The organism is Curvibacter lanceolatus ATCC 14669 (assembly GCF_000381265.1).
Taxonomy (GTDB): Bacteria; Pseudomonadota; Gammaproteobacteria; order Burkholderiales; family Burkholderiaceae_C; genus Curvibacter; species Curvibacter lanceolatus.
This window is the reverse complement of record NZ_KB906275.1, coordinates 33,345-52,296: the sequence shown is the minus strand read 5'-3', so window position 1 is coordinate 52,296 and position 18,952 is coordinate 33,345. Positions and strand designations below refer to the sequence as shown.

At 65.7% G+C, this 18,952-nt stretch carries 12 protein-coding genes; all 12 read right to left on the bottom strand.

Features of this window, described 5'->3' with window-relative positions:
• Window positions 1-53: 53 nt before the first annotated feature.
• Window positions 54-1,151, bottom strand: coding sequence for a protein-glutamate methylesterase/protein-glutamine glutaminase (locus F624_RS0126320; RefSeq protein WP_031256366.1), 1,098 nt, complete (start codon window positions 1,149-1,151; stop codon window positions 54-56).
• Entirely contained in the window at window positions 1,148-1,693 is a 546-nt protein-coding gene (locus tag F624_RS0126315; RefSeq protein ID WP_157443652.1) for a chemotaxis protein CheD, read from the bottom strand. The genes F624_RS0126320 and F624_RS0126315 overlap by 4 nt, the downstream gene beginning before the upstream one ends.
• The gene (locus tag F624_RS0126310; RefSeq protein ID WP_019577374.1) at window positions 1,690-2,523 is read right to left on the bottom strand and encodes a CheR family methyltransferase; all 834 of its coding nucleotides are present in this window, start codon (window positions 2,521-2,523) and stop codon (window positions 1,690-1,692) included. The genes F624_RS0126315 and F624_RS0126310 overlap by 4 nt, the downstream gene beginning before the upstream one ends.
• A 126-nt stretch (window positions 2,524-2,649) precedes the next feature.
• The gene (locus F624_RS0126305; RefSeq protein ID WP_019577373.1) at window positions 2,650-3,183 is read right to left on the bottom strand and encodes a chemotaxis protein CheW; all 534 of its coding nucleotides are present in this window, start codon (window positions 3,181-3,183) and stop codon (window positions 2,650-2,652) included.
• A gap of 13 nt (window positions 3,184-3,196) precedes the next feature.
• Window positions 3,197-4,822: a methyl-accepting chemotaxis protein gene (locus tag F624_RS0126300; protein WP_019577372.1), complete on the bottom strand. Its 1,626-nt coding sequence runs from the start codon at window positions 4,820-4,822 to the stop codon at window positions 3,197-3,199.
• A 17-nt stretch (window positions 4,823-4,839) separates the two neighbouring features.
• Window positions 4,840-7,338 (bottom strand): chemotaxis protein CheW, encoded by a 2,499-nt coding sequence (locus F624_RS0126295; RefSeq protein ID WP_019577371.1) that lies wholly within the window; start codon window positions 7,336-7,338, stop codon window positions 4,840-4,842.
• Window positions 7,339-7,348: 10 nt separating this feature from the next.
• Entirely contained in the window at window positions 7,349-7,717 is a 369-nt protein-coding gene (locus F624_RS0126290; RefSeq protein WP_031256362.1) for a response regulator, read from the bottom strand.
• A gap of 15 nt (window positions 7,718-7,732) precedes the next feature.
• Entirely contained in the window at window positions 7,733-8,887 is a 1,155-nt protein-coding gene (locus F624_RS0126285; protein ID WP_157443650.1) for a methyl-accepting chemotaxis protein, read from the bottom strand.
• 127 nt (window positions 8,888-9,014) lie between these two features.
• The gene (locus tag F624_RS0126280) at window positions 9,015-12,905 is read right to left on the bottom strand and encodes a PAS domain S-box protein (protein ID WP_019577368.1); all 3,891 of its coding nucleotides are present in this window, start codon (window positions 12,903-12,905) and stop codon (window positions 9,015-9,017) included.
• A 37-nt stretch (window positions 12,906-12,942) separates the two neighbouring features.
• The gene (locus tag F624_RS0126275; RefSeq protein WP_051107523.1) at window positions 12,943-14,019 is read right to left on the bottom strand and encodes an HD domain-containing phosphohydrolase; all 1,077 of its coding nucleotides are present in this window, start codon (window positions 14,017-14,019) and stop codon (window positions 12,943-12,945) included.
• Window positions 14,020-14,186: 167 nt separating this feature from the next.
• Window positions 14,187-14,831: a response regulator gene (locus tag F624_RS0126270; protein WP_019577366.1), complete on the bottom strand. Its 645-nt coding sequence runs from the start codon at window positions 14,829-14,831 to the stop codon at window positions 14,187-14,189.
• Window positions 14,828-18,856 (bottom strand): PAS domain S-box protein, encoded by a 4,029-nt coding sequence (locus tag F624_RS33705; RefSeq protein WP_019577365.1) that lies wholly within the window; start codon window positions 18,854-18,856, stop codon window positions 14,828-14,830. Before F624_RS33705 ends, F624_RS0126270 begins: the two co-directional genes overlap by 4 nt.
• Between the last annotated feature and the right edge of the window lie 96 nt (window positions 18,857-18,952).

Here is an 18,952-nt window from a genome sequence, read left to right as displayed (position 1 = left end):
GGGCGACCGCTCAGTCGTCTGAAGCCCGTAGGGCAACGGTATCCCCAGTGGGGTCAGTGCCTGCGCCCAAACTCGATGATCGCGCTCGCCATGGCCTCCAGCCCCAGTACACGCCGTGCCGCGCCCAACTGCACTGCTTCTCGCGGCATACCATAGACCACGCAGCTGGCCTCGTCTTGGGCGATGGTGTCAGCCTTGGCCTCACGCATCTGCAGCAGGCCGCGCGCCCCATCGTCGCCCATGCCGGTGAGGATCATGCCCAGGGCGTTGTTACGCGCTACTGCGGCTACCGAGCGAAACAGCACGTCCACGCTGGGGCAATGGCGGTTCACTGGCGGGCCGGGCGCCACATCCACGTGGTATTGGGCGCCGCTACGGCGCAGTTGCATGTGCTGACGCCCCGGCGCGATCAACACCCGCCCATTCAGTACCCGGTCACCGGGCCGTGCCTCGCGCACCTCGACGGCGCACAGGCTGTTGAGCCGGGCGGCAAAGGCCGCTGTGAACTTCTCGGGCATGTGCTGCACCACCACGATACCAGGCGCAGTCGGAGGCAGTGCGACCAGAATCTCTTCCAGGGCCTGGGTTCCACCCGTAGAGGTACCGATGGCCACCACGCGGTCGGTGGTTTCATGCAGGGCATCTTGCAGGTTGGGCCCCAGCAACGGGCGGGCGGCCAGGGCAGGTACCGCGGCCGAGTGAAGGGGCTTCAGGGGCGTGCGTGCTGGCGTGCTGCGCAATCGGCTCAGGTTGACTCGGCTGGCCGCTCGGACGGCCGAGATCACGTCATCAGAGGCATCGACCAGATAGCCGCTCACATCGCTTCGGGGCTTGGTCACGATGCCAGCGGCGCCGGCTGCCAGTGCCTGCAAGGTGGTCTGCGCTCCGGCTTCGGTGAGCGTGGAGCAGATCACCACCGGCGTGGGCCGTTCGGCCATGATGCGGCGCAAGAAGGTGATGCCGTCCATGCGCGGCATTTCCACGTCAAGCACCAGCACGTCGGGCCAGTCACGCTTCATCTTGTCGAGCGCGAACAGCGGATCAGGCGCTGTGGCGATCACCTGGATGTCCGGCACCGCCGACAGCACCTGGGTGAGCACCTTGCGCACTGTTGCCGAGTCGTCCACCACCATCACGCGTATTTGCTTCATGCCTGTACTCCTGTTGTCGCCACGCCTTCGTCGAATCCCTCGCAAGGCGAGAACCGCACCCAGACATCGCCGCTGCTCAGGTCGAGCCGCAGTTGCCGATACCCCTGTCCACCCAGGTGCTGCGCCACCACGCGCAGCCCGTGGTGGCGCACCAGCCGGTGGGCCTGCTCGACATTGCGCAGGTGCACCTGCAGCGTCTCGCCGCCGCCCGCCGTGCTGGCGAACATGCGTCCGCCTCCAAACAGCTTGACCTCACACTCGGTCGGCATGCAGCCAGCGCGCCGGGCTGCGGCCAGCAGCAGGGCCAGGGCTTCGTCCCCGTATCGGCCATCGAGCACGCGCCGCTCCAGGCCGCGAGCGGCCGGGCCTCGTTCGGGCAGCATGTAATGGCACAGCCCGCCCGCCTTGGCTTTGGGATGCCACAGCGTGATAGCCACGCATGAACCCAGCAGGGTGCCGACCCGTTGCGCGCCCTGGCCGAACCAGACCTCGCCGGGCATGACCATCTTCTCTGGCCTCGGGGTCCATTGCGTGGCGGTCATGCGTGCTTGCGATAGACCGACGGCGAATGCGCCTGCAGCAGCGGGCTGATCCCGTTGAGGCTTTCCGAATGACCGACCACCAGCCAGCCCCGGGGCCGCAGTGCACGCAGCAGGCGTTCGATCACGCCACGCTTGGTGACATCGTTGAAGTAGATCATCACGTTGCGCAGGAAGATCACGTCGAACTCGCCCAAGTCGGGCAAGGCCTCGTTGAGGTTGACCTGCTCGAAGCGGACCCGGCGCCGCAGTTCGGGGGCAATCAGAAAGCGCCCGTGCTGTGCCCCTACACCTTTGAAGCAGAACGCGCGCAGAAAGGGCTCAGGTATCTCGCGTGCCAGTGCCGTGTCGTACAAGCCCTGGCGGGCCCGTTCCAGCACACGGGTCGACAAGTCGGTGCCGAGCACCTCCCAGGGCGCGGCGCCCAGCACATGGGCCATCAGCATGGCCAGGCTGTAGGGTTCCTGCCCTGTAGAGCAGGCGGCGCTCCACACGCGCAGCGGGCGGCCTGCCGGGTGCTGGGGCAGCACCGTGCCGCGCATCAGCTCGAAATGCCGCGGCTCGCGAAAGAAGTGGGTCTCGTTGGTGGTCAGCAGGTCGACTGCCAACTGGTGTTCCTGAGGATCGCGCTGAAGCAGCTCGAAGTAGGCCTCGAAGCTCCCCAAGCCATGCTGGGACACACGTCGTGCCAGCCGACCGGCCACCAGCGCCTTCTTGGCCGGGCCCATGGTGATGCCGGCCACCCGGTGTATCCAGTGCTGGAACAGGCCGAACTCGGTGTCGCCCAGTACCCATCCTGCGGGCGCGGCGCCCGGTTGCAGGGCGCGGCTCATGGCCCGGCCTCCGCGGTGCGATGCGAGTTGGTGCTGTGGCTACTGTGACTGTGCATGTGCTGCCATCTCCATTTGGCGGCGCGGTGCACCGCCTGCGTGCGGGGGGTGAGCAGGCGGCTTGCGCGATCAGGTGAGGGCCTCGTGGGTCGGGGCGTTGCGCAGTTCTTTGAGCTCTTCGAGCGACAAGGCTTTGTGCACGTTCAGGATCAGCACAAAGCGTTCCTTGACTTTGCCCATTCCCTGCAGAAAGTCAGGCCGGATGCCGGTACCGAAGCTTGGCGGCGGCTCAATGGCGCCGGCGGCGATGTCCAGCACCGCGTTGACGGCATCGACGATCACCCCGATCACCTGTGGGCCGACCTCCGACGCCTCATCGGCGGGCAGCTCCAGGATCACCACGCAGGTGCGCCGGCCGACCACGCTGGGCCCGCCACCGAAGCGGCGCGATAGGTCGATCACCGGCACCACCGTGCCGCGCAGATTGATCACCCCGCGCATGAAGGCCGGCATCATCGGCACCAGGGTGATAGGCCTGAATTCGATGATCTCCTTCACCTGCTCGATGCCCATGGCATAGACCTCACCCTGCAGGGTGAAGCTCAGGTACTTGTGGGTGCCGGTGAGGGCCCCGCGGTCACGTGCGGCCAAGGCTGTACTCATCGCAACCCCTTGTTCAGAAACGCACGAAGTCAGGGCCCGGCGAGGTGACCGCCACCGCATTCCGACGCAGCGCAGGCACCGCGGCCGGGCGGGGCGTGGCGCGGTTCTCGGGTGGCTGTGCCGCAGGCGCGACCTCGCTGGCACCGAGCTTGAAAAAGGCCATCAGGCTTTGCAGTTGCTCAGCCTGGGAGCTCATTTCCTCGGCCGTTGCGGCGAGCTCTTCGCTGGCCGATGCGCTTTGTTGGGTGGTCTGGTTGAGCTGGTTGACGGCGGTGTTGATCTGGGCGACACCGGTGTTCTGCTCCTCGCTGGCTGCGGCGATCTCTTTCACGAGGTCAGAAGTCTTGCGGATCGAAGGAACCATCTCCTCCAGCAGCTTGCCTGCCCGTTCAGCCTGTTCGACCGAGTTGGTGGCCAGTTCGCCGATCTCTTGTGCCGCCTCCTGGCTGCGCTCGGCGAGCTTGCGCACCTCGTCGGCCACCACGGCAAAGCCCTTGCCATGTTCACCGGCGCGCGCGGCCTCGATGGCTGCATTCAGTGCCAGCAGATTGGTCTGGTAGGCAATGTCGTCGATGATGCCGATCTTGCCGGCGATGCTCTTCATGGCGCCAACGGTCAGCTTCACGGCCTCGCCGCCCTCACCGGCATCCCGGGCTGCGTGGGCCGCCATGCCGTCCGTGACGCGCGCGTTCTCTGCGTTTTGCTGGATCGAGGCGCTGGCTTGTTCGATGGTGGCCGACATTTCTTCGACGCCGGCCGCCTGTTCCGTGGCCCCCTGAGACAGCGACTGCGCCGTAGACGAGACCTGCTCGGATGCGCTGGACAGGCTGTTGGAGGCGGCGCGCACCTCTCCAATGATCTGTGCCAGCTTGGCCACCATCTCGCCCATGGCCTGCAGCAACTGACCCACCTCGTCGCGCCCACGCACCTCGATGCGGGCGCTCAGATCCCCCTCAGCCAGACGCCGCGCTGCCACCGTTGCTTCGCCCAGGGGGCGCGTCACGCTGCGTGTCACGCCATACGCCACCGCCAGGGCCACCAAGACCGAAGCCAGCGCGAGGATGGCCATCAACTCGCGCGTGGCCTGATATTGGGCGTCGGCCTGTTCGCCAGCCTTTTTCACCATGCTCACCTGGAATTGAATCATTTCATTGACCACGCCCTCGTACTCGCGTTGGGCGTCGCGCATCTCCGTCACCATCAGTACTGTGGCGGCATCGAATTTGCCGGCCTCAACCAGACTCAGGTACTGAACCAGGCCCTGACCGAACTTGGCTCGTTTCTCCTTGATGCGCGACAGGAGCATCTTTCCGGTCTCGGTGTTGATGCCCTTGTCGAGGGTGTCCAGTAATTCGGTGAAGTTGCTGCGAATCTTGGCGATCTTTTCCAGCTCTGCCTTGACCACCGTGGGCTCGCGAGACAGAACGATGTTGCGCATGGCGAGGTTGGCCACATTGAGCGAATCGATCAGCGCGTTGGCCGTGATGGTGTTGGGGAAGCGCCGGTTGACGATGGTCTGCATGTCGTCGTTGATCTGGCTCATCTTGAACACGGCCATGGCCAGCGTGGCCAGCAAAACCGCAATCACCAGAAAGAAGCCCAGGCCCATGCGCAGGCCGATGCGAAAATTGTTCAACATAAGGAATGCTCCGAGAATCAATGGGTTGAAAACACCGAGCGGGCCTCTTGCGAGGCGCTCCATGAGGCCTGGTTGACCAGGGCCGGTATGTCCAGCATCAGCGCCACTTCGCCGCTGCCCAGGATGGTTGAGCCCGAGATGCCAGGCAGGCCCTCCATCAAGGGCCCGAGAGGTTTGATCACCGCCTGGAATTCGCCCTTGAGTTGGTCCACCACCAGGCCTGCCTTGCGTGTGCCAATTTGAACCACGACCACGTTCTCGCGCCGCGTCGCCCGGCCCGGCAGCCCGAAATGGCGCCTCAGCCGCAGCAGTGGCAGGACCTCGCCGCGCAGATTCATGTAGTCCTGCGCCTCGGCGCCGAGCTGCACGCATTCCAGCACCGCGTCCAGTGGCACCACGTAATGGGCTTCGCCCACGGCCATCAGAAAGCCGTCGATGATGGCCAGGGTGAGTGGTAGGCGGATGCGAAACTGTGTCCCCCGGCCCGCCACGCTTTCGATGTCCAGCGTGCCGCGCAGTGCCTCGATGCTGCGTCGTACGACGTCCATGCCTACACCCCGCCCCGACAACTTGCTGATCTGCTCGGCAGTCGAAAAGCCAGGCTCGAAGATCAGCGCCCAGACCTCGGCGTCGCTGAGGTGGGCCTCGCTGCTGAGCAGGCCCTTCTCGCGCGCCTTGGTCAGGATGCGTTCGCGGTTCAGCCCGGCCCCGTCGTCCGCCACCTCGATCACGATGCCACCCGCCTCATGGCGGGCGCGCAGCTCCAGTCGCCCGGCTGCAGGCTTGCCGGCTGCCAGTCGGTCCATGGGTGCTTCCAGGCCATGGTCCATGGCATTGCGCATCAGATGGGTCAAAGGGTCTCCCAGACGATCGACCATCGACTTGTCGAGTTCTGTGTCGCCGCCATGGATGTGCAACTCGATTTCCTTGCCCAGATCCTTGGACACGTCGCGCACCACGCGGCGGAACCGGTTGAAGGTGTCGCCGACTTCCACCATGCGCAGGCGCATTGCGCCGTCGCGCACGTCTTCTGTCAGGCGTGACATCACCGACACCGCCTCGCGCAGCGCGCGGTCCTGGTTGCGTGTGGCATGCACACTCACCGAAGCGCTGGCAATGATCAGCTCAGCCACCCGGTTGATCAGCGCGTCGAGCTTGTCTGAGTGCACGCGGATCATCTTGGCTTCTTGCGACTGGCGTTGGCGCAGTTCGGTCTGGCGCCCGATGGCGCCTTGCACCAACTCGGCTTGCACCGCGCGCTCCTCGACCAGGATCTCGCCCAGTGGGGCCCGTTCTGCATCGGGCTCTGCCTGCTGTTCCGCCAGCGCCCGACTCAGCTCGTGGGCGGTCAGCGCACCACAGGCCTGCAGGATTTCACCCAGGCGCAGCCGATCGGCCGGCAGGGCCTCGATCAGGCGCAGGTAGTCGTCGACCCGGCTGTCGGGCGGCAGGATGCGAAGCTCACAGTCCTGGCTCACGAACTCGAACACCGACTCGATCTCAAGCTTGCTGGCGGCACTGGCCAGACGGATCTCGAAGCCCAGGTAGCAGGATTCTGGGTCCATCGTCTCAAGCGCTGGCAACTGGGTGCTGAGGGTGCTGATGTGCACCACGCGACCCAGGGTGCGCAGGTGATGAATGAAGGGGGCGGGGTCGAAGCCCTCCTGGAACAGGCCGGTCGAGAAGCGCAGTGACAGATGCCACAGGTCCTGGTCATCGCGGGTGCTGGCTTGCGCCATGGGGTCGGTGGCGCGGGCCGGTGACGCGGCCGCGTCTAGCGGGGCCAGGGCCCGCAGGCGCTCGACCAGGGTCTGGCCTAGCATCGGCAGACCGTCGTCGCGTTCGCCGGCCGCGTCGCCGGCGACGTCAATCAGGCGGTGAATGTGGTCGCCGCACTGCAGCAGCAGGCCGACCATGTCACCCTGGAGGTTCAGACTCCCCGAGCGCACCCGGTCCAGCAGGGTCTCCACGTGGTGGGTGAAGCCAACGATATCGTCCAGCCCGAACAGGCCGGCCGAGCCCTTGATGGTGTGTGCGGCGCGGAATACCGCGTGAATCGCCTCCGCATCGCCGGGCTCTCGCTCCAGGCTCATCAGCGCGCTCTCCATCTCGCCGAGCAGGCCGCGGCTCTCGGCGAAGAAGGTGTGCAGCACATCGTTGAATTCCATGGGGTCCCTTTCTCGGCTGAGGCCTGCGGCCTCGCCATCGGTGCCCACCAGCGGGTCGCCGAGCCAGTCTGCGAGGTCGTATAGAGCGATCAGCGAAAGCACGGCCGGGCTATGGCCACTCAGGCGCAGTGACTGACCACCCAGGCGGGCGAAGTTCTTGGCCGCCATCAGCACCTGGAGCCCCGCGGTGTCGAATTCGGTCACCGCCGACAGGTCGAGCTCCAGCGCCGCCTGTTCGCGCAGACGCTCCAGCAAGGTGTTGCGCAGTTCGCCGACGCTGTAGATGTTGCAGTCACCTTGCAGGCGCAGGCGCAGGGTGTCTGCGCCGGCTTCGGTAAGGATGTCCATGCTGCGCTCCTCAGGGCAGGATCAGCTTGGCCACGGCGGCCAGCAGCTGATCGGGGCGGAAGGGCTTGACCACCCAGGCCTTGGCGCCACCCTGCTGGCCGGCCAGCTTTTTGGCCGCATCGGTTTCTGTGGTCAGGATGATCACCGGTGTGAACTTGTAGGCCGGCAGCGCCTTGATGTGGCGCAGCAGGGTCAGCCCATCCATCTGGGGCATGTTCACGTCGCTGATGACGAGGTGGATCTTCCGGCCGTCAAGCTTGCGCAACGCGTCGTGCCCGTCGGTGGCCTCGACTACCTCGTAGCCTGCGCCGCGCAGCGCCATGCCGACTACCTGGCGCACGCTGATGGAGTCATCCACGATCAAGACTGTCTTTGCCATTGCCTATTCGCTCCCTCAGAAAAAAGTGATCTCTTCGCTGGCCGGTGCGGACGCGACTGCGTCGCCGGTCTGGCCGTGGTTGTCCAGCTGGTCCTGCATCGTGTAGCTGTTCCGCGATTGGTCCAGCCAGGCCTGCGGGTCCAGCCGCGTGTCGGGCTGCAGGGCGCGTGACTGCAGGTCGGACTCCAGCCGCAGCAGGTCGCTTTGCACGTGGCGCAGGATCTGACCCGTGCGGTCCTGGAACTGCAGCGCCACCATCACCTCGCTGATGTCGCCGTCGATGGCCGAGGTCTCGTGCTGCAGGACGTCGTTGCGCTGCTCCAGTTGCTGAACGGCGCCGCGCAGCTGGGTCAGCACGCCTTCGATCGTGGCCTCGGAGCTTTGCAGCAATTGCTTGTCCCGTTCTGCAAAGCGGTCTGAGGCCTCGATGATCTGGCCGATGGCCTGACCTACCGAGCCGACCTTGCTGGTGATCTGGCGGCCCGTGTCTGCGGACAGGGCTGACAGGCGCCGTACCTCGTGCGCCACCACCGCGAAACCCCGCCCCTGCTCACCGGCGCGTGCCGCCTCGATGGCCGCGTTGATGGCCAGCAGATTGGTCTGGTGGGCGATCGAGCCGACCAGTTCTGCCATCTCGCGCAGCTCGGTGGCAATACCGCCCAGGCCTTGTATGCCTGAAAGCATCTCTTCCTTGGCCTGCATCGCCAGCTGCAGGCCGCTGGCCATCTGCCGCAGTTCGCTTTGGGCTGAGGCGAACACGGCCGCGCTGCCCCCGTCTTCGCCCCCCACCTGGGCAAACAGGCCCAGCGTCTGCTGCAGGCGCTCCTTGATGGCACCGAACTGGCGTGCCAGTGCGCCGATGGCCACTTCGCTTTGCGAGGCCGAACTGTCGATCTGCCGGCTCCAGATCGGCAGGGCCTGTGCACAAAGGGATTCCAGGTCGTGCAACAGGTCTTTTGCCAGCGGGGGCGGTGGGGGTCGGCGTAGCACGCGCCAGCCTCCGCCCACGCCGAGCAGACCCATCAGCATCAGGCCCCCTGCCCACAGCGGCCGGCCCAGTTGCAGGCAGGCCAGGGCGCCGATGGCGCCCACGATCAGGGGCCAGGCCAACCAGACCACGGCGCCCGCATCCAGGCCAGGCAGAGTGTTTCGAGAAGGTTCTGACTTCATGCAACCGATGCTAGGGAGGACCGGTTGGCGCCGCTATAAGGCGAGGGCTTTTAATGTCCTCAGAGCGCACTGAAATCGCGTCAGTAAAACCTGACCCCCATACCGGGCGAGACGCCGGCTTGGCGCATCAGGCTTTGCCGCGGCCCAGCATGTCAGCGATTTTTTCCAGCAGTTCGTGTGAGTCGAAAGGCTTGCGCAGAAAGTGGCGCACTCCCATCTGGCGCGCCGATTCGGCATCAATGTACTCGCTGTAGCCTGTGCAGATGATCACGCCCAGCGAGGGACACAGCGACTGGGCCGCCTTGAACAGGGCCACGCCCGACATGCCGGGCATGGTCTGATCGGTGATCAAGGCTGCAGGCGGTGCTGCGCCCTGTCCTGGGCGCAGTGCCTGGCCCAGGGCCGCCAGCGCCTGCCGAGGGTCGGCAAAGGCCGACACGGTGAAGCCGTGTTCGCGTAACAGTTCGCTCAGGAACACCAGTACCGCCGGGTCGTCGTCGACCACCCAGATCGCCTCGCCGGACACGAACTCGAGGGTGGGGCGTGGCGCCACTTCGTCCACCGGCACATCCTGCGCCGCCGGCAAAAGCACCCGCATGGCAGTGCCATGCGGCGTTCTGTCATGCACCTGAATGTGGCCGCCTGCCTTGTGAACCAGACCCACTACCGAGGACAGCCCCAGGCCGGTGCCCTTGCCCACACCCTTGGTGGTGAAGAAAGGGTCAAAGATCTTGGGCAGCACCTCGGGCGCAATGCCCGGGCCGTCGTCAGCCACCTCCAGCACCACGAAACGGCCGTGTGCGATTCCCTGGCAGTTGCTGCAGGATTCCGCGGCCAGTTGGGCGTTGAGCAGGCGGATGTCGATGTTGCCGCTGGCCCCCAGTGCATCGCGCGCGTTGATCACCAGGTTCATCACGATCTGTTGCACGTCGACCGCCGAGATTCGCACCGCGGGCAGCGGGTGATCGGCCCCGTAGCTCAGCAGGATGCCGCTTGGAATGGAGGACTTGAGCATGTCGAACATCTCGCCGACCATGGCGCCGAGCTGGCGTGGCGCAACGTCCTCGGGTTCCTCGGTGCGCACGTAGGCCAGCATCTTGGCGACCAGATCGCGCCCGCGCTCGCTGGTGCGCACAATCTCGCGCAGGTAGCCAGCCAGCTTGCCACCAGGATCGCTGATATAGCGCTCCAGCCCCAGACTGGCCAGGCCCATGATGCCGGCCAACATGTTGTTGAAGTCGTGTGCGATGCCGCCCGTGAGGTGACCCAGAGCCTCCAGCTTTTGCGACTGCATCTGCTGCTGCTGTACGGCCTGGCGCTCGGCTTCGATGCGGCGCTGTACCGTGAGGTCTTCGCTGATCGACCACAGATAAGCTTGGCCACCGAGTTCGATGCGAACACCATTGAGGCGTACCGGAACGCGACTGCCGTCGGCGCGCACGTACTCCTTTTCATAGGGGCCGTAGCGTCCGATGCGTGCCACCATCTTCAGCTGTTCGGCCTCGGCGCGCATGTACTCTGACGGCGTGAGGTCCCAGTACGACAGGCCTTGCAAGGCCTCGGCGCTGTAGCCGGTCAGGGTTCGATAGGCTTCGTTGAATTCGACCAGATTGCCATCCAGTGTGCACAGCGCAATGCCCAGTGGCGACAGCTCGAACAGCGAGCGCAGCTTGTTTTCGCTCTCGAACAGGGCCTGCTCGGCGCGTTTGCGCTCGGTCAGGTCGCGTACAGTCCCGATCATGCGCGCCGGTGTGCCGGCGCCATCCCGTAACAGCTGGCCCCGAGACAACACATCGACCCAATGGCCGTGCTTGTGTCGCAGGCGGGTTTCAATTTCGAAGCGTTCGTCGCTGCGACCTGCCAACACGTCACCCAGCGCAAGGTGCAGCGCCAGTGCGTCGCTGGGATGGATGAGGCGCGAGGCGGTCTCGGCATTGAGCTTGAGTTCGCCTTCCTGGTAACCCAGCATTTCCTCGCAGCGCGGTGAAAGGTAGACGCTGCCGTCGATCAGGTTGCGGTCCCACAGCCCGTCATTGGTGCCGCGCAAGGCCAGTTCAAAGCGTTCCTCGCTCTGTCGCAGTGCTTGTGCGGCAGCACGGCGCTCGGACAGGTCGCGCACGAAGACAAAGAAGTGCCCATCGCCCAAAGGCGAGCGGCTGGTGGTGATCTCCACCGGCCAGTGGTCACCGTGCTTGCGTCGGTGCCGGGTCTCAAAGCGGTCGTGCCCCGACACCAGTGTGATCTGGATGTGGCGGCTCACATGGCCGGGTTGGTCGTCGGCATTGACGTCGGGGATGCGCATACGCAACAGTTCGGCGCGGCTGTAGCCCGACATCCGCACATAGGCATCGTTGACTTCCAGAAAGCGGCCCTGTTCGTCACAGATCCAGACGCCATCGAGTGCGGTGTCCATCAACGCGCGGTAGCGCGCCTCGCGCTCGGCCAGCTCTTTTTGCACCTGCACCCGCTCGCTGATGTCGCGCATGAAGCCGATGAACACCAAGCCTTCGCTCAGGCGGGCCTCACCGACGGTGAGTTGCACATGCAATTCGCGCCCGTCGCGCCTGCGCGCCAGCATGTCGCGGCCCACGCCAATGATGTGGCGTTCACCGGTGTCCATGTAGTGCTGTACAAATCCGTCGTGCAGGCGCGCCACCCCGTCGGGCATCAGCAGATTGACATTGGCGCCTAGCAGTTCGTCGCTGCTGAAGCCAAACATTCGTTCCACCGCGTGGTTGACCATCTGGATGTGGCCCTGCGCGTCGATCACCACCACGGCGTCAGGGGCCGAACTCAGGAGGGCTCGCATGCGTTCCTCGCTGGCGATCAGTTCGCGCTCGATCCGATGCCGCTCGGTGACGTCGTCGCCCAGGATCACAAACCCGTTCAGATGGCCTTGCGAGCCCCGCATCGGTGTCACGCTGCGATCATCGAGGTAGATGCTGCCGTTGTGGCGCCGCACCTGAACCTGTCCCTTCCAGGGCTGGGCCTGGATCATCGCCTCACGCATCTGGGCCCAGGCCTGCTCGTCGCCGGCCACTCGCAGCACGTCGAGCTCGCGGCCCAGCAAGGCCTGTGCTTCGTAGCCGGTAACCTGTACAAAGGCTGGGTTCATCCAGACGATGGTGCCGTCCTCGTCACAGATCAGGGCTGGGTTGAGTGTGGCTTGCAAGGCGTCGGCAATGCCACCGGCCGCCTGCAGCGGCTGGCGCACGGCCAGCAGGTAGGCTGCGCGGGTGAGGTAGCCATAGGCCGCGATCTTGGCGATGTGCCCCAGTGCATTGAAGATGTCCGTCGGGCTGCTGTAGGTGGCGAAGCAGCCTTCGGCGATGGCCGAGAGTACCGCCGCGATGGCCATGGCCGTCATCGGTACGCCGGCGCCACGTCGGCAGAGGTATTCCAGGCGCAGGGCTGTCGTCAGCAGCAGGGCGATCAGGGCCATTTCGCTGCCTACCTTAGCCGCGGTCAAGCCTTGGCCGGGTTCGAAGGTGCGCGGCAGCAGATCGGGCCAGAAGAGGATCATGGCGCTGCTGAGCGCTACCAGACAGCCCACAAGGCCCAGCGACAGGCGGGGGTACCCGCGTTGCGGGCGGGAGGCCGGTGGGGTGATGGCCATCACCAACAGACCGAAGGCGACCAGTGCTCGCCCGGCAAGCCAGAAGCCGATGCTTTTTTCCACCCCCGAGGGCGTCACCAAAGGCGGCATGCCGTCGTAGGACAGCATGTGAAGGAAGTCCAGCACAGCCGCTCCACCCATCACGGCCGCCAGCAGCACGGAGGCAGGCCGGCGGGGGCTGTCGGGGGCCATCCAGAGCAGGCCAAAGCTCAGCGAGGCCAGAACAACTGCCACGACCTCCACGCTGGTATGAGCGGCCAGAAAGCCCATCCGGGCAAATTGGGGCAGGGCACTCAGCGAGGTCTGCTCCAGTAGCCAGACCAGCGGGATCAGCACCAGCAGGGGCAGGGCGCGCCGCCATTCGGCACGGGAGTTGGCAACAAATACTTGGAAGGTTGGCATGAATGGCAAAAATCGAGGAAGGCGGGCCGCACGGGCTTCAGTTGCGGCGTGTCATGCTGGCATATAGCCGCACACCCAGGTCGTCGTTGGCTGGATCGGCCTGGGGCGTGCTCATGCTGGCCAGTTCGGGGCGCCGCCGCACCAGATCGAGGAAGCGACGCGTCATGTAGGGGTCACGCCAGCCGCGCTCGGCCTCATCAGCCAGGATGGCTGAGGCCTGCTCGGCACTCATGCCCTCCTTGTAGGGGCGAGGCGATATCAGCGCGTCGTGGATGTCGACCAACTGGAATACCCGCGCCAGCAAGGGAATGGATTCGCCGGCCAGGCCGTCGGGATAGCCGCTGCCGTCCCAGCGTTCGTGGTGGTGCCGGATGATCGGCGCGGTCAGGCGCATGCTCTTGAGCTGCGACACCAGTTGGTGGCCAATGGTGGTGTGTTCCCGCATCACAACCCATTCTTCGGGGGTGAGGTGGCCTGGCTTGAGTAGGATCGCGTCCGGGATGCCGAGCTTGCCAATGTCGTGCAGTACGCCGCCGCGGCGCAGCGCCATCAGTTCGGCCGTCGACAGGCCCAACTCCAGGCCCAGCAACACGGCCTTGTGCGCCAGGCGTGAGCAGTGATCGCCGGTGTTTTCGTCCTTGGCCTCGACCATGCGGGCCAGGGCGAACAGGGTGGATTCCGTGCTGTCGAGCTGGTCGGTGATGCGCTTGCGATGCACCGCGGCCTGCACGCGGGCGCGCAGCTCCATTGGGTGGTAGGGCTTGCGCAACAGGTCGTCGGCACCTGAAGACAGGCCGCCCATCAAGTCTTCCGCCGCCGTGCTGCCGGTGATCATCAGGATGGGCTGCACCGCCAGGCCGAGGTCGCTGCGGACCCGGCGGCAGAACTCGTCACCGTCCATGCCGGGCATGCGACGGTCGGTCAGCACCACATCGAATTCGGCCCGGCACAGCCAGTCCAGGCCATCCTGGCCGCCCGGCGCATAAGTGAGGTGGTATTGCGGCGGCTCCAGGATCTCCTCGATCAGCAGACGTTGCAGCGGATCGTCGTCGATCATCAGCACTCGGTAGGGATACTCGCCCGACAGCCGGCGAATGAGTTCGTTCTGATCCATGGGCATTCCTGGGGTTATCGCTGGGGACCTGATGTGCGCAAAGGGCCGCCATGCGGCACGCTACGGCATCCGATGCTGCCTGAGCCTGCCGTGGTGGTCTGTCGGGCCCGGCCTCACGCCCCGTTCAGTCATGCCGGATTCGCTGTCGGGAAATCCTGACCCTGGCCTCAGTGGCTGGTGATGCCATGGCGCAGAGCGTATTTCAGTAGGTCGGCATTGGTCTGCAACGCCAGCTTCTGCATCAACCGCATCTTGTGGGTGCTCACCGTCTTCGGGCTCAGGTGCAGCGCGTCGGCGATCTGGCCCAGGGGCTGGCCGGCGGCAATTCGCTCCAGAACCTGCAGTTCGCGCGGCGACAGTTGTTCATGCGGAGAGTCGGAGCCCGGGTTGAGTGCGCCGTGGAAGACCACAGAATCGACCAGGGCCGGATCAATGTAGCGGCCCTTGGCCGCCACCTTGCGCACCGCCCCGATCAACGCGGTGGGCTCGCAGTCCTTGGTCACGTAGCCGGCTGCGCCGGCGCGCAGCACCCGGGCCACGATCTGCGCCTCAACGTGCATGGACAGCACCAGCACCGGCAGGTCCGGGTGGTCGAGCTGAAGCCGCTTGATCAGGTCTACCCCGCTTAGGCCGGGCATCGACAGGTCGAGCAGCACCACGTCGGCACCGGTGTGGCGCAGCAACTCCAGCAGCGCATGGCCATCGGCGGCCTCGCCAGCCACCCGCAGGTTGGGGGCACTGCTGAGGAGCTGGCGCAAACCGCTGCGCACGATGCTGTGGTCGTCGGTGACGATGACGTCGATCGGGTTCATGAATCAGGACTCCTGCCGATGTTGTAGCTGATGTCGATGAGGGTGCCGCCGGAGCCAGACTCGATGTGCAGCCGGGCGCCCAGCGCGTGCATGCGCTCGCGCATGCCCAGCAGGCCCAGGCCGCCGCCACGGCGCGCGGCCACTTCGGCCAGGTCGAAGCCGCAGCCGTTGTCGCTCACGCACAGGCGCAGTTGCCCCGACTCGCAGGACAGTGCAATCACCACCTCGTTGGCGCGCGCGTACTTCGCGATATTGGTCAATGATTCTTGCACGGCCCTGAACAGGGCCAGTGAGGCGGCCTCGGACAAGCTGGTCAGGTCCCCTTCCTCAGCTCGTGGCAACTGCAGCACGCACCGTGTTTCCCAGCGCAGCGAGAAGTCTTCGGCCAGCCACTCGATGGCGGCCACCAGGCCGAGGTCCAGCGCAGCCGGTCGCAGATTGGAGGCGATGTGGCGTACCACCTCGGTCATGGTGACCATGGTTTCGCGCATCTGGGCAGCGCGCTGGGCGCTGGCGCCATCGGGTTCCAACTGGCCGCGCAGCATCGACAGGTCCATTCGCAGCGCCGTCAGCAACTGGCCCAGTTCGTCATGTACCTCGCGTGCGATGCGCTTGCGCTCCTGCTCGATCACCTCGCTCTCGTAGGCCACCAGTTCGCGCAGTCGCTCGCGCGAATCGCGCAGTTCGGATTCGATGCGCTTGCGTTCGCTGATGTCCTGCATTGTTCCGCTCATGCTCATAGTGCCCCGTGCGCGCTGCACCGTGCCGTGCATGTGCACGATCAACTCGGGGCCTTCGCTGCGGATCAGGCGCATGTCCAGTGCCAGGCCCTCACCATGGCGCCACGCCTGGTCCAATGCCTTGGCCAGGCTTGTGCGGTCATCCGGGTACACGTGGGCCAGCAATTGCTCGCGCGAGAGTTCGCGTGAGGCGGCCAGGCTCTTGTCCAACATGCGTAGCATCTGATCTGAGCAGCTGAACAGGCCACTGTCCCTGTCCCACTGCCAGTCACCGATGCCAGCCAGCTTCTGCGCCGCTGCCAGGCGAAGGTGGTTGCTGGCCAGTTCTTCGGCATTGCGGCGCCGCTCATCAACATCGAGCACCTGCACGAGCACGCGGTCTTCCTCGCCCAGGTTCGCCGGCAGTCGGCACACGATCAGCAAGGTCCAGCCCAGGCTGCCCCCCACCCGGTGCATGCGATGTTCGCTCACATAGGTTGGCAGTTCACCGCGCGCCACGCGCGCGATCAGGTTCTTCTGCAACAGCGCATCGTCGGGCTCCAGGCAGCTGCGCAGCACATCGGCCTCGGCGTCTGGCCCGATCAACAGGTTCCAGGCCAGGTTGTGGCGGAGCACCCTGCCAACCGCATCACACAGTGCCACGCCGACCACGCCAGCGTCCAGGATGCGCTCCAGAAGGTCGTGTGCGGCGCGGGCTGCCAACTCGCTGCGGCGCAGCGAGCTCAGATCCTCGTCGATCGCGATGGCGCCGATCACCTCGCCTTGTGGGTCGAACATCGGGCTCGCGGTGGTCAGCAGACTGCGCCGTTCACCGGGTGCACGATCGAAGTCGACCAGGCCGCTGTCAAGGGTGCCGCGGAGGACGACCGCGCGGCGCATCAGCGAGTCGTGTTGTATCGGCAGCGCTCCAGAACCGCGCCAGTCGGGCATCTGCTGTGCCGAGTCGCCTAGCCACAACTGGCGGGCGGCCGGGTTGGTCTGTGTTGTCTGGCCGTGCAGATCGCCGATCCACACGCCCACCGGCAGCGCGTCCAGCACGGCGCGCAGGTGCAAAGCGTGGCGGGTGGCGGTCTGCTCTGCATTCTTGAGAGGGCTGATGTCCTGCACACTGACAACGAAGTGCAGCAGTGCCCCCGAGTCATCGCGCACCGCCGAGATGCTCACCAGGGTCGGGATCTCGCTGCCGTCACGGCGCTGGTGGCGCATTTCACCCTGGACACTGCCTCCCAGCTCGGCATCGCGCCGCAGCTGTGTCAGCGTCTCCCAATGCGATACCGGCACGTGCTGGCGCACCGGCTGGCCTACCAGTTCCTCGGGTCGGTAGCCCAGCATCCGGGCATAGGCAGGGTTGACCAGCTCCAGCACCGGCCATGGGCCGACCGAGCCGATCACCACGCCCCAGCCCGAGTCCTCGAATACGCGAGTCCAGCGCCTCATGGTACGCGCAGCGTCCAGCTCAGCGCGAAGATCGCGCAGCATGACCAAGATGCCGCGCCGCCCGAGCAAGGTGTAGCTTGCCAGCAGCACCTCGACCGGAACACGCGTGCTGGCTGCCGTCAGCAGATCCAGGTTATGGCTTTGTGACGTGCCGTCTGCCAGGGGGCTGAGGTCGATGCGGCGTGGCCAGTCGGGCAGCAATCCAGCCACCGGCAGGCCCAGCCAATGCGACGCCGGCGCCCCGAGCAAATGCTCGGCCGCCGGATTGACTCGGATCACGCGCTGTTGGGCATCCAGCACCAGCGTGGCCAGCGGCAGGTGGTGCAGCGTGGCCTGAGACTGGGCATGGGACAAGTAGAGCTTGCGCAGCCGCGGCAACTGGCGCCAGTAGCTCCATGCGGCTCCGAGCAATGCCAGGCCACTGAGCAGCAGCATGGCCAGCAACATGGGCCCACCCACCGAGCGGAACAGGCTCGCGGCGCCGACACGCAGCATCAGGTAGCTGCCTTCGTCACCGATCGGCGCCTGCGCCCCCAGGCCCAGGCGCTGACCCTCACTCGACAATTCGACCAGGCGGTGTCCCTGCTCACGCCAGCCTGGCGCTGCTACGCTGAATCGTTCGGCGGTAGCCGGTGCACCATCGCTGCCCGGATCGAACTCCGAGCACAAAAGAAGGTCTTGTTCACCAGCTTGGCAGATCAGCAAGGGCTGCCGCAGTTGTCGATCGCTCTCAGTTCGGCTTTTGCCCGTTTCTGACCACAGTTTCAGCTGCACTTGTAGACTACTTCGGCGCCCCTTTGCGGGCAGCTCGATGCGTACCCGGCCATCGGCCAGCACGCTGGCCGTCAGTTCCGCCGTGCGCAGAACCGGCGCTGCGGCGACCCAGTGTCGACGGGCTGCCTCACGAGCGTCTGCTGCCAGTTCGATGTGCTCGCCCTGGCTCTGTAGCGTGCGCAGAAAACCGTCCCGATCCCAGCCTGCTGTGGTGGCGGCAGCCGGTTGTGCCCAGGCTTGCTGGTAAGCCCCCGCAACCAGGGCCGCGGCTCTCCCCACGTGGCGCTCCAGCACCCGTGCCTGGCGTTCGGCCCGGGCACGCAGGCCCTCTGTCAGCAGGTCGGCCGACTGCGCCGACACCACCGCCGCGGCGGCTAGGCCGGCCAGCACGCTGGTGGTCAGCAACAGGCCTAAATTGCGTGCGAACACCCAGCGGTAGCCCTGGTCGGGCGCCGACCGGCCCTGGCGGTCAATTTCGCCCAAAGCGATCATCACCAGCGCCAGACCGAACCACAGCAGCGCCAGCAGCACCGGCAGGCTGAACAGCAGCGAGGCCCCGGGGACGTCTCCGAAGACCAGCCAGCAGGTGATCGTGAAAACGGCCAGAGCACTGTCGCCCATACTGAGCAGGGCTAGCAAAGACAGCGCCACGGTCAGACGGGTGTGGCCCGGGCGCTGCAAAGCCCAGGTGGCCAGGCCGCTGAGCAGCAACCAGCCGGCCAGTGCATAACGACCGGCCATTGATACCCCATCGACCACGCTGTTGGAGAGCAAGACGGCGCTGTCGAGCCGCATGCCCCATTCCAGCAGCATCAGCCCGACCAGGCCCAGGCCGGCCTGGATCGCCAGGGCAGCAAGGCGCTGCGCATGAGGGCGCAAGACCTGGGCCAATGGTGGCAGGCCGAGCGCCAGCAATGACACCGGATTCAGTTCGGGCGCAGCCAGCGCGGGCCACAGAGCGCGCAGCGACGTGCTGAACTGGAGCAGCATCAGCACCACGATCCAGAGCAACGCGGCCCAGGCCCCGATGTGACCGAGTCGGCCCAGCAGGGACATCTTTCGCAGGTCGAACACTCGCGCTACTCGCTTATCTATTTGTTAGCAAAAGTGTCAATTATGTCGCCCAGCAGAGCGACTGAGCGACCCCATGCTCAGGCTTTCCTGAGTCGG